The 12,314-nt window shown below is 64.6% G+C and carries 9 protein-coding genes; 1 reads left to right on the top strand and 8 read right to left on the bottom strand.

Going from position 1 to position 12,314, the window contains the following annotated elements; all coding sequences use genetic code 11:
- Positions 1-45: 45 nt before the first annotated feature.
- The 8 genes from ubiB to serA form a co-directional block, all read right to left on the bottom strand.
- Positions 46-1,611 carry a ubiquinone biosynthesis regulatory protein kinase UbiB gene (gene ubiB / locus ASD94_RS08320; protein ID WP_056641192.1) on the bottom strand — a complete coding sequence of 522 codons (1,566 nt, stop codon included), beginning with the start codon at positions 1,609-1,611 and terminating at the stop codon, positions 46-48.
- On the bottom strand, positions 1,608-2,255 hold the full coding sequence (locus tag ASD94_RS08315) for an SCP2 domain-containing protein (protein WP_056641189.1): 648 nt from the start codon (positions 2,253-2,255) through the stop codon (positions 1,608-1,610). The genes ubiB and ASD94_RS08315 overlap by 4 nt, the downstream gene beginning before the upstream one ends.
- 61 nt (positions 2,256-2,316) lie before the next feature.
- Positions 2,317-3,357: a Tim44 domain-containing protein gene (locus ASD94_RS08310; protein WP_056641186.1), complete on the bottom strand. Its 1,041-nt coding sequence runs from the start codon at positions 3,355-3,357 to the stop codon at positions 2,317-2,319.
- A 36-nt stretch (positions 3,358-3,393) separates the two neighbouring features.
- Positions 3,394-4,125, bottom strand: a complete 732-nt coding sequence (gene ubiE, locus ASD94_RS08305; protein ID WP_056641183.1) for a bifunctional demethylmenaquinone methyltransferase/2-methoxy-6-polyprenyl-1,4-benzoquinol methylase UbiE — start codon at positions 4,123-4,125, stop codon at positions 3,394-3,396.
- 214 nt (positions 4,126-4,339) lie between these two features.
- Positions 4,340-4,762, bottom strand: a complete 423-nt coding sequence (locus ASD94_RS08300; RefSeq protein WP_056641180.1) for a gamma-butyrobetaine hydroxylase-like domain-containing protein — start codon at positions 4,760-4,762, stop codon at positions 4,340-4,342.
- A 79-nt stretch (positions 4,763-4,841) separates the two neighbouring features.
- The gene (locus ASD94_RS08295) at positions 4,842-5,261 is read right to left on the bottom strand and encodes an HIT family protein (protein WP_235510603.1); all 420 of its coding nucleotides are present in this window, start codon (positions 5,259-5,261) and stop codon (positions 4,842-4,844) included.
- A gap of 11 nt (positions 5,262-5,272) precedes the next feature.
- Positions 5,273-9,190 (bottom strand): FAD/FMN-binding oxidoreductase, encoded by a 3,918-nt coding sequence (locus ASD94_RS08290; RefSeq protein ID WP_056641174.1) that lies wholly within the window; start codon positions 9,188-9,190, stop codon positions 5,273-5,275.
- Between the two features lie 178 nt (positions 9,191-9,368).
- Positions 9,369-10,598 (bottom strand): phosphoglycerate dehydrogenase, encoded by a 1,230-nt coding sequence (gene serA / locus ASD94_RS08285; RefSeq protein WP_056641770.1) that lies wholly within the window; start codon positions 10,596-10,598, stop codon positions 9,369-9,371.
- 299 nt (positions 10,599-10,897) lie between these two features.
- Here serA and ugpB point away from each other — a divergent pair, with 299 nt between their 5' ends.
- Positions 10,898-12,211, top strand: a complete 1,314-nt coding sequence (ugpB, locus tag ASD94_RS08280) for a sn-glycerol-3-phosphate ABC transporter substrate-binding protein UgpB (protein WP_056641173.1) — start codon at positions 10,898-10,900, stop codon at positions 12,209-12,211.
- Positions 12,212-12,314: the final 103 nt, after the last annotated feature.

Here is a 12,314-nt window from a genome sequence, read left to right as displayed (position 1 = left end):
CGACAGCACCGGCCCCCTGCCCGGGGGCCCCGCACATGCAGATCGTCAGAAAAGCCGGATTCTGATCAGCAGTTGGATGAGCAGCAAGCCCAGCACAAACCCCACCCCAGCAAAAATGATGCCTTGCAGCAGCCGGTTGGTGCGGTTTTGGGCTTCCAGCAGCTCGCGGATCGCCGACTGGTGGTCCGCCGGGCGCTGGCGCAGCGCGTCGTAGACCAGCCGTGGCAGCTCGGGCAGCAGCTTGGCATAGTGCGGCGCCTCCGCCCGCAGTTCGCGCCACAGGCGCTGGGGGCCCATCTGCTCGAGCATCCACTTTTCGAGGAAAGGCTTGGCCGTGCTCCAGAGATCGAGTTCGGGGTCGAGCTGGCGGCCCAGGCCTTCGATGTTGAGCAGGGTTTTTTGCAGCAGCACCAGCTGGGGTTGGATTTCGACCTGAAAGCGGCGTGAGGTCTGGAACAGGCGCATCAGCACCATGCCGAGCGAGATTTCCTTGAGCGGCCGGTCGAAATACGGCTCGCACACGGCACGAATGGCCGACTCGAGGTCGTTGACCCGCGTCCCGGGGGGCACCCAGCCACTTTCGATGTGCAGCTCCGCCACCCGCTTGTAGTCCCGGCGGAAAAACGCCACGAAGTTCTGCGCCAGGTATTCCTTGTCCACTTCGGTCAACGTGCCGACGATGCCGAAGTCCAGCGAGATATAGCGGCCGAACGTGGCTGGCTCCAGACTCACCTGGATGTTGCCCGGGTGCATGTCAGCGTGGAAAAAGCCGTCGCGAAACACCTGGGTGAAGAAGATGGTGACGCCGTCGCGCGCCAGCTTGGGGATGTCCACCCCGGCATCACGCAGGCGCTCGACCTGGCTGATGGGAACGCCCTTCATGCGCTGCATCACCATGACCTCGGGGTGGCAGAAGTCCCAGAAGATCTCGGGAATCAGCACCAGGTCCAGCCCGGTCATGTTGCGCCGCAGCTGCGCGGCATTGGCCGCCTCGCGCACCAGGTCCAGCTCGTCGTGCAGGTAGTTGTCGAACTCGGCGACCACCTCGCGCGGCTTGAGGCGCTTGCCATCGGCCGACAGGCTCTCGACCCAGCCCGCCATCATGCGCATGAGGCTCAGGTCCTTTTCGATCACGGGCAGCATGCCCGGACGCAGCACCTTGACCGCTACCTCGCGCTCGATGCCCTGGCGATCACGCAACGTGGCGAAATGGACCTGGGCAATGGACGCGCTGGCCACCGGTATACGGTCGAAGGTGGTGAACACCTCATCCACGGGGCGGCGAAAAGCGCGCTCGATGGTGGCAATCGCAATGTCGGGGTCGAACGGCGGCACCCGGTCCTGCAGGCGGGCCAGTTCGTCGGCCATGTCGGGCGGCAGCAAGTCGCGCCGGGTGGACAGCACCTGGCCAAACTTGACGAAGATGGGCCCCAGGCTCTCCAGCGCCTCGCGCAGGCGCTGCCCACGCGGCGCATCCAGGTTGCGCCCGATGGACAGGATGCGCGAGATCATGCGCAGCCAGGGCTTTTGAAAGCTGTCTAGCAGCAAGCCGTCCAGGCCGAACCGGAACACCACCCACAGGATGGCAGCCCCCCGCAAGAAGCGCTTCATGCGTCAGCCCGGTCGGAACCACCCGAGGGCGACAGCGGCGCAGCCGTCGGAGTGCCAGGGGCCACGGGCGCCACCGCAGCCATCGTAGCGACCGCCGATGAGGGCGACTGGCCGGCTGCGGCCATGCGCGAACCCACAAACTGGCGCAGCGCCTGTGCAGCGCGGCTGGCAAACTGCGCCAGCGTGTGCGCGGGGGCATCACCGATCACGCGGGCCAGGTCCTCTTCCACGTCCCAGCGCACATGGTCCACCAGCCAGTTGATCTCTGCGGCCAGTTGCACATCGCCCTCGATGCGGATGGACGGCTTGTCTCCCCGCAGCGCGGCCTGGGCCAGGGTGAAGGGAGAGCTGTCGGTCACTTCCAGCCGCAGATCCGGCACGGCAGATTCGGGCGCCAGGTTGAACAGGCCTGCCGGGGTGATAACCAGCGACAGGGAGTACACCCGCCACTGCACCCGAGCGATGCGGCCCTTTTGGCGCACCAGCCGGTCGGGGGCCTCTTTTTCCTGCATCAGCACATGGTTGAGAAACAGCACCAGGCGCTGCTGCACTTCATGCACCAGCCATTGCGGGGGCTGTGGACCAGCGGCCAGCCGCTCGAAGAGGCCGTCCAGAAAAGGAAAAGGGGACTGTGGTGTTGCCATAGTCCCCGATTATTCCCTGAACTGGAATGCCCCTGGCGCACAGGAGCGCCGTGGGCTGCGATTACTGCAGTGCCTGCACGCCTGCCACCAGCCAGCCGGTGTTGCCCGCCTTGGGCTTGGTCATGTTCCAGACCTCGCGGAAGGGGCTGGGCCCGGCCGAGGGTTCTTCGCGGATCATGCCCGAGAACTCGACGCTGGCCATGTAGCCGTCGCCCAGGTCTTCGATGCCCAGCAGCTGCGCCTCGATCATGACCACGTCGGTGTGGTTGGGCTGGGTGCCGCGGTGGTCTTCACGCTCGGTCAGCTGGGTGCGGATCTCGTCGAGCATGTTGTCCGTCATCATGGACCGCAGGGTGGCGATGTCCGAGCGGTCCCACGCGCCCTGCAAGGTCACGAAGTTGCGCTTGGCCGCCGACAGGAAACCCTCGGTGTCGAAATCGGCAGGCACGCCCCAGTTCTGCGAGCCCGACAGGCCCGACCCGATCACCACGCCCGAACCCACGCCTGCCTGGCCGGCACGCGATGCGTCAAATGCCATGCTGCTGCGCTCCCAGGGGCGGGCAGAAGCGTCGTTGCCCACATTGTTGGGGCTGTACTGCCGTGGCACCTGGGCGGCGGCGGGCGTTGCGGCCCCTGCGCCCTGGAACGCGAACGGAGCGCCACCGGCAGCGGTCCCCGCACCGTTGCTGCCCCCCCCATTGCGGGACCGCATCACCATCTTGAAGATGGCAAACGCGGCAAAGGCCAGCAACGCAATCATCAGGATGTTGCCAAAGCCTGCACCCAGGCCCAGCGAATGCGCCAGCCAGGCCAGGCCCAGGCCAGCCGCCAGGCCGCCCAACATGGCGCCCCAGGGCTTCTTGGCCGGTGCAGCCGGTGCCGTCGCCGGTGTGGCGGTGGCAGGCTTGGCAGCGGCGGCCGTATTGGTCGCGCTCTGCGCCGGTGCCCCGGGCGTGGCAGGCGGCGTGGCCGACTCGCGCTGCGTCACGTTGCTGGACTGCTTGCCCACCGATTTGCCGCCACCCAGTCGCCGCGCGGCGTCGGCATCGGCGTGCGCAAACGCCAGCATCGCGACCAACACCACAGACCACAGTTTCATCATGACTTCTCCGTCTCCGTTATCCGCCGAGCAAACCGCTCAGCACTTGATTCCAACATGAAGAGCCACAATGCCCCCCGTCATGTTGTGATAGTCCACATGCCCAAAACCATTTTTTTGCATGAGGCTTTTGAGCTCTTCCTGTCCCGGGTGCATGCGGATCGACTCCGCCAGATACCGGTAGCTCGCGTCGTCGCCCGCCACCAGCTTGCCCAGCTGGGGCAGCACCTTGAATGAATACCAGTCGTACACCTTGGTCAGCGGCTGCGCCACCTTGGAAAATTCCAGCACCAGCAGCTTGCCGCCGGGCTTGAGCACGCGGCACATCTCGGCAATGGCCTGGTCCTTGTGCGTCATGTTGCGCAGGCCAAAGGCCACGCTCACCACGTCGAAATGCGCGTCGGGGAACGGCAGCTTCTCGGCGTCGCAGACCAGGGTGGGCAACACCACGCCTTCGTTAATGAGCCGGTCGCGGCCCACGCGCAGCATGGCTTCGTTGATATCCGTGTGCACCACGCGACCCGACGCGCCCACCTTCTTGGAGAACGCCAGCGACAGGTCACCCGTGCCACCCGCGATGTCCAGCACCTGGCTGCCTTCGCGCAGGTTGGCCACCATCACGGTGTAAGCCTTCCAGGCGCGGTGCAAACCCGCCGACATGAGGTCGTTCATCACGTCGTACTTGGAGGCCACGGAATCGAACACGCCACGCACGCGGCGTGCCTTGTCCTGCTCGTCCACCGACTGAAAACCAAAATGCGTGGTGCTCATAAGAATCATGCTAGGCGCGTGAACGCCAGAGGTACAGCGACAACCCCGCACTGAATTGGGGCATCTGTCGCAATTTGGAGAACGCCATTGAAACAAAACCAGCCGCTAGTGCAAGTAAATATTGCGCCTACAGCTATGTTTTCAATAGCACCTTGGGATGCAGGGGCTTCGGCGACTTTACGCGCCAGCAGCGTGACCGAGCCGGCTCGGAGCCTCAGTGGCCACCGCAGGCATGGCCCCCGGCACCGCCCTTGGGCGCCATGGGCGCATCGCGATCTGCTCCTGCCGCAGCCAGCCGCTCGGTGTACTGGGCCCACAGTGCGTCCTGCTTCTGGCCCAGCTCGTAGAGGTAGTCCCAGGTGAAGATGCCGCTGTCGTGCCCGTCGGAGAACGTGGGCTTGACGGCATAGTTGCCCACCGGCTCCAGATTGACCAGCGTCACGTTGCGCTTGCCCGTCTGCAGCACCTCTTGCCCCGGGCCGTGGCCCTGCACCTCGGCCGAAGGCGAGTACACGCGCATCAGCTCAAACGGAATGCGGAACGTGGCGCCATCCGAAAAGCCCACCTCCAGCACGCGCGACTGCTCATGCACCGTGAGGGCTTGCGGCGTAGGCGCACCCGCTTTCAAACCTGCCATGGAATCACCTGTGAGAAAACTGTTGTCAGAAACGACGGCGGCAATTGTCCCACCCACGTGGGCGCACTCCGCATGCGGGTTACCGGATGGCCCACTGCGCCAGTTGCGATTGCAGGTGCGCCTCCAGCGCCGGCAGCAACGCCTGCACGGCCGCCTCTTGCGCCGCAGGGCTGGGCCGCTGCGCAGCCGCCCACACAGGCGACGGGAAGTGGCTGTCCCAGTCAAACCGGGCAATCACGTGCCAGTGCAGATGGGGAACCATGTTGCCCAGCGCCGCAATGTTGACCTTGGTGGGCAACAGGTGCTGGCGCAGCGCCTGCTCCACCACGGTCACGGCTTCCATGCAATGCACGCGGTCAGCGGCGGCCAGGTCCGACCACTCGGCCACATGCGCATTCCACACCACGCGGTAGAACGCCGGAAAGCCCGCTTCGTTGGCCCGGATCACGCGCAGATGCTCATCGCGCCAGACGAGCGCGCCGCCGTCTTCGGCGCACAAAGGGCACGCCGTCACACGAGAACCCGCTCGATGCCGCCCTGGTTGGCACGCTGCACATATTCGGGCAGCCAGTTCTCGCCCAGGATCTGCTTGGCCATCTCGATGACGATGTAGTCGGCTTCGAGCAGGCCGGTCTGCAGGTCGTCGCCGTAGCGCGTGATGCCCTGCAGGCAGCTGGGGCAGCTGGTCAGGATCTTGATGTTGTCCTGCGCGCCCACGGCGCCGCTGGCGCGCAGCTGGGCCTCGCCCTTGCGGATTTCCTCTTCCTTGCGGAAGCGCACCTGGGTCGACACGTCGGGCCGCGTCACGCCCAGCGTGCCCGATTCGCCGCAGCACCGTTCGCTCTTGAGCACCTTGTCGCCCACAAGAGCGCGCACGGTCTTCATCGAGTCGCCCTGCTTCATCGGGTTGTGGCAGGGCTCGTGGTACAGGTAGCCGCCCTGGCCTGCGGGCAGCGTGATGCCTTTTTCGAGCAGGTATTCGTGGATGTCGATGATGCGGCAGCCCGGGAAGATCTTGTCGAATTCGTAGCCCTGCAGCTGGTCGTAGCAGGTGCCGCAGCTCACCACCACGGTCTTGATATCCAGGTAGTTGAGCGTGTTGGCGACGCGGTGGAAGAGCACACGGTTGTCCGTGATCATCTTCTCGGCCTTGTCGAACTGGCCGCTGCCGCGCTGCGGGTAGCCGCAGCACAGGTAGCCCGGCGGCAGCACCGTCTGCACGCCTGCATGCCACAGCATGGCCTGGGTCGCCAAGCCGACCTGCGAGAACAAGCGCTCCGACCCGCACCCGGGGAAGTAGAACACCGCCTCCGTCTCGGCCGTGGTGGCCTGCGGGTTGCGGATGATGGGCACGTAGTCCTTGTCCTCAATGTCCAGCAACGCGCGCGCGGTTTTCTTGGGCAGGCCACCCGGCAGCTTCTTGTTGACGAAGTGGATCACCTGTTCCTTGATCGGCGCCGTGCCCACCGTGGCAGGCGGCTTGGCCGTCTGCTTGCGGGACACCTTGCGCAGCAGGTCCACCGCCATGCGCTGGGCCTTGAAGCCCACGCCCACCATGGCCGTGCGCAGCAGCTTGATGGTGTCGGGGTTGGTGGCGTTGAGCATGGTCATGGCCAGCGCGTTGCCGGGCCGGAAGCTCTTCTTGCCCATCTTGCGCAGCAGGTTGCGCATGTTCATGGTGACATCGCCGAAGTCGATCTTCACCGGGCAAGGGCTCTCGCACTTGTGGCACACCGTGCAGTGGTCTGCCACATCCTCGAACTCCTGCCAGTGCTTGATGCTCACGCCCCGGCGGGTCTGCTCTTCGTACAAAAACGCCTCGACCAGCAGCGACGTTGCCAGGATCTTGTTGCGCGGGCTGTACAGCAGGTTGGCGCGCGGCACGTGCGTGGAGCACACGGGCTTGCACTTGCCGCAGCGCAGGCAGTCCTTGACTGAATCGGCAATGGCGCCGATGTCGCTCTGCTGCATGATCAGCGACTCGTGTCCCATCAGGCCGAAGCTCGGCGTGTAGGCATTGGTCAAGTCGGCATGCAGCGCAGGTTTTGAGGCCGAATCGGCACCAAGCGCCGGTGAAACATGCCCAGATTGCTCCTGATTTCGGAGCAATTTGCCCTTATTGAAGCGGCCCTCCGGGTCCACCTTGCGCTTGTACTCGGCAAACGGGCGCAGTTCGTCTTCGGTCAGAAACTCCAGCTTGGTGATGCCAATGCCGTGCTCGCCCGATATCACGCCATTGAGGCTGCGCGCCAGCACCATGATTCGCGCCACGGCCTCGTGGGCGGTCTGCAGCATCTCGTAGTCGTCGCTGTTGACGGGTATGTTGGTGTGCACATTGCCGTCGCCCGCGTGCATGTGCAGCGCCACCCACACGCGGCCCTTGAGCACACGCTTGTGAATGGCCACAGCCTCGTCCAGGATGGGCTTGAACGCAGCACCGGTGAAGATCCCTTGCAGCGGCGCGCGCAGCTGGGTCTTCCAGCTGGCACGCAGCGTGTGGTCCTGCAATTGCGGGAACAGTGTCTCCACATCGTGCAGCCACCCTTGCCACAGGCCGCGCACCTCGTCCACCAGGGCGATGGCTTGGGCCACGCGCTCTTGCAGCAGTTCGGGCGAGGGCACTTCGTCGTCGGCGTCGTGCTTGCCCAGGGGCAGGTTGCCACGCTCGAAGAACTCGGTCAGCGCATCGCACAGCTTGAGCTTGTTGCGCAGGCTCAGTTCAATGTTGATGCGCTCGATGCCGTCGGTGTACTCGGCCATGCGCGGCAGCGGGATCACCACGTCTTCGTTGATCTTGAAGGCGTTGGTGTGACGGCTGATGGCCGCCGTCTTCTTGCGGTCGGCCCAGAACTTCTTGCGCGCATCGGCCGTGATGGCCACAAAACCTTCACCGCTGCGGGTGTTGGCCAGGCGCACGACCTCGCTGGTGACGCGGGCCACGTCGTCGGCGTTGTCGCCGGCAATGTCGCCAATCAGCACCATCTTGGGCAGACCGCCATTGCCCTTCTTGCTTTTGGTGGCGTAGCCCACAGCCTTTAGGTAGCGGTCGTCCAGGTGCTCCAGGCCGGCCAGCAGCACGCCACTGCGCTTTTGCTCGGCGAACATGAAGTCCTTGATTTCCACAATCGAAGGCACGGCGTCCTTGGCGTTGCCAAAGAACTCCAGGCACACGGTACGTGTGTGCTCGGGCATACGGTGCACCACCCAGCGCGCGCTGGTGATGAGGCCGTCGCAGCCTTCCTTCTGGATGCCGGGTAGACCCGCCAGGAACTTGTCCGTCACGTCCTTGCCCAGGCCTTCCTTGCGGAACGTCTTGCCCGGAATGCTCAGGCGCTCGGTGCGCACGGGCGTCTTGCCGTCGGCCTCGAAATACTGCAGCTCGAAGGTGGCGACCTCCACGTCATGGATCTTGCCCATGTTGTGGTCCAGGCGGGTCACCTCCAGCCACTGGGCGTCGGGCGTGACCATGCGCCAGCTGGCCAGGTTGTCGAGCGCGGTGCCCCACAGCACGGCCTTCTTGCCGCCCGCGTTCATGGCGATGTTGCCGCCAATGCACGATGCCTCGGCACTGGTCGGGTCCACGGCAAACACAAAGCCTGCGCGCTCTGCCGCGTCGGCCACACGCTGGGTGACCACACCGGCCTCGGTCCACACCGTGCCCACCTCGCGGTCCAGGCCCGGCAGGCGACGCATCTCCACCTCGGTCATGGCTTCGAGCTTTTCGGTGTTGATGACCGCGCTCTTCCATGTCAGCGGGATCGCGCCGCCGGTGTAGCCGGTGCCGCCCCCACGGGGAATGATGGTCAGGCCCAGCTCGATACAGCCCTTGACCAGCCCCGCCATCTCGACCTCGGTGTCGGGGGTGAGCACCACGAACGGGTACTCGACACGCCAGTCGGTCGCATCGGTCACGTGGGACACGCGCGAGAGGCCGTCGAACTTGATGTTGTCCTTGGCCGTGAGACGGCCCAGGGTCTTCTGGATCTGGCGGCGCAGCTGCGCGGCCTGCTCGAAGGTGGCGTTGAACTCGGCCACCGCGCGGCGCGCGGCGACGACCAGCTCGCCCACGAGGCGGTCGCGGTCGGCGTCGTCGGCGGGGGTGCGGCGTTTCTCGATCTCGGCCAGCCGGTGGTTCAGTGCATCGACCAGCAGCTTGCGGCGGCCCGGGTTGTCCAGCAGGTCGTCCTGCAGGTAGGGGTTGCGTTGCACCACCCAGATATCGCCCAGCACCTCATACAGCATGCGGGCGGAGCGGCCGGTGCGGCGCTCCTTGCGCAGCTGGTCCAGGACCTCCCAGGAGGCGGAGCCCAGCAGCCGGATCACGATCTCCCGGTCGGAGAACGAGGTGTAGTTATAGGGAATTTCTCGCAGTCGGGCAGGCTCGGCGGCCTGCGTCTGCAAGGCCGCCAACGCGATCGGTACATTCATGGGGGTCTACCTGGGGTGGGGGCGCGATTTTAAGCCACCGGCCTGTGCCTTGCCGGGCCAGGGGCCCCCTGCACGCATCTGGCGGAAAGCGCTCGCCGCAGATCGGGGCGGGTGGCCGGGCGCAAAAAGAACGTGCAAGGCCGTGCGCGGCCTTGCAATAGTGTCAGAACAGCCAGTGTCAGAACAGCACGCGGCTGCGCAGCGTGCCACTGACCTGCGCCAGCTTGTCCAGCGCCAGGTCCGACGAGGCGGCATCGATGTCGATGACCACGTAGCCGATCTTCTCGTTCGTTTGCAGGTACTGGGCGGAGATATTGATCTGGTTGTCCGAGAAGATGCGGTTGATCTCGGACAGCACCCCTGGCACGTTGCGGTGGATGTGCAGCAAGCGGTGCTTGCCGGGGTGGGCCGGCAGCGCCACCTCGGGGAAGTTGACCGACGAGGTGCTGGTGCCGTTGTCGCTGTACTTCACCAGCTTTTCAGCCACTTCCAGGCCGATGTTGGCCTGCGCCTCCATAGTGGAGCCGCCGATGTGGGGGGTGAGGATCACGTTGTCCAGGCCGCGCAGGGGCGACTGGAACTCATCCTTGTTGGTACGTGGCTCGACCGGGAACACGTCGATGGCTGCACCCAGCAGCTTCTTGGCCTTGAGCGCGCCCCCCAGCGCTTCAATATCCACCACCGTGCCCCGCGCAGCGTTGATGAGGATGCCGCCCGGCTTCATGGCGGCGATTTCGGCGGCACCGATCATGCCTTCGGTGGACGGCAACTCGGGCACGTGCAGGCTCACGATGTCGCTCTGGCCCAGCAGGTCGTGCAGGTGCTGCACCTGGCGGGCGTTGCCCAGGGGCAGCTTGTTGACCACATCAAAGAACGCCACGTGCATGCCCATGGCCTCAGCCAGCACCGACAGCTGGGTGCCGATGGAGCCATAGCCGACGATGCCCAGGGTCTTGCCCCGGATCTCGTACGCGTTGTCGGCCGACTTGAGCCAGCCTCCCCGGTGCGCCACCGCGTTCTTCTCGGGCACGCCGCGCAGCAGCAGGATGGCTTCGGCCAGAACCAGCTCAGCCACCGAGCGGGTGTTGGAGTACGGCGCATTGAACACCGCAATGCCCCGCTCACGCGCCGCATTCAGGTCCACCTGGTTGGTGCCAATACAAAAGCAGCCCACGGCCACCAGCTTGTGTGCGTGCGAAAACACCTCCTCGGTGAGCTGGGTGCGCGAGCGGATGCCCACAAAGTGCACATCAGCGATCTTGCGCTTGAGCTCTTCGTCGGGCAGTGCGCCGGACACCGTCTCGATCTGGGTATAGCCCGCCGCAAGGATCACGTCCACCGCAGAAGAATGGATGCCTTCGAGCAGCAGAAACTTGATTTTGTTCTTGTCCAGCGAGTTGGTAGCCATGGCGATGAGGATGAAGAAGGGATGGAAGAAGGCAGCGGCGCGCGACGGCGCGAACGAAACGGTGCTGCACCGGTGTGCGAACAGCCCCCAGCATGGTGCATTGCACAAAACCTTGCAAGCCTCGGCAAATGCACCACACATTGTCACAAAAAGGTCACAATCGCTCCCCTCACGGGTACCCCAAGGGGTTTCCCCGGTTGTTGCAGGGCGCGGGCTCATGCGACAACGACATATCAATGTCACAGAGGCTGCATAGCATCCGGCCCTTGTGCTTTTCGTCATCCTCGGAGGAAATATTCATGAAAACGAAGCTTCTGGCGGTCTGCGCTGCTGTTGCCATGTCGGTCTGCGCACCTGCGCAAGCACAGGCACCCATTGAGATCCAATGGTGGCACTCGATGAGTGCAGCGCTGGGCGACTGGGTCAACGACCTGGCCAAGCAATACAACGCCAGCCAGACCCAGTACAAGATCGTGCCCACCTACAAGGGCCAGTATGACGAATCGATGACCGGTGCCATCGCCGCTTTCCGCGCCGGCAATGCCCCCCACATCCTGCAAGTGTTCGAGGTAGGCACCGCCACCATGATGGCCAGCAAGGGCGCCATCGTGCCTGCGGCCAAGGTGCTGAACGACGCCGGCTTCAAGTTCGACCCCACGCAGTACGTCTCTGCCGTGGCCGGTTACTACACCGCCCCCAACGGCCAGATGCTGAGCTACCCGCTCAACAGCTCCACCACCATCTTCTATTACAACAAGGACGCCTTCAAGAAGGCCGGCCTGGACGCCGACAAGCCGCCCAAGACCTGGCCCGAAGTGTTCGCTGCTGCCTCCAAGCTAAAGGCCAGCGGCCACAGCTGCCCGTTCACCACCAGCTGGGTGAGCTGGACGCAGCTGGAAAGCTTCTCGCTGTGGCACAACACCCTGTTCGCTTCCAAGAACAACGGCTTTGACGGCAACGACGCCCAGCTGCAGATCAATACCCCGCTGCACGTGCGCCACTTCGAGAACCTGGCCAAGGCCTCCAAGGAAGGCAGCTTCGTCTACAAGGGCCGCAACAACACGGCGGATGCGTCCTTCCCCTCGGGTGAGTGCGCCATGATCACCGGCTCGTCGGGTCTGTATGCCCGCGTGGCCAAGGAAGCCAAGTTTGCCTACGGCATTTCCACCCTGCCCTACTACCCCGACGTGAAGGGCGCCCCACAGAACACCGCCATCGGCGGTGCCAGCCTGTGGGTGATGGCCGGCAAGAAGACGGAGGAATACAAGGGCGTGGCCAGCTTCCTGAACTTCCTGAACGACACCAAGGTGCAGGCCGCCAGCCACCAACGCACCGGCTATCTGCCAGTGACCATGGGCGCGTACAAGCTGACCGAAGCATCGGGCTTCTATGACAAGAACCCCGGCACCGACGTGGCCGTGACGCAGATGATCCGCAAGGCCACCGACAAGTCGCGCGGTATCCGCCTGGGCAACTTCGTGCAGATCCGCACGATCATCGACGAGGAAACCGAACAGATCTGGTCGGGCAAGAAGTCGCCCAAGGAAGCCCTGGACACCGCCGTGACCCGTGGCAACGAACAGCTGGCCCGCTTCGCACGCGCCAACAAGTAAGTACGGTCCCACCATCTGTCGATGCCGCCCGCCACCTGGCGGGTTGCATCGAAAGCCCGCCGCCCCGTCAACCATCTTGGTTCACGGGGCGGTGGGGTTTTCT

It is taken from the genome of Acidovorax sp. Root70, from assembly GCF_001428225.1.
Taxonomy (GTDB): Bacteria; Pseudomonadota; Gammaproteobacteria; order Burkholderiales; family Burkholderiaceae_C; genus Acidovorax.
Note: the sequence above shows the minus strand (reverse complement) of the source record. Positions and strands in the feature narration are given on the sequence as shown.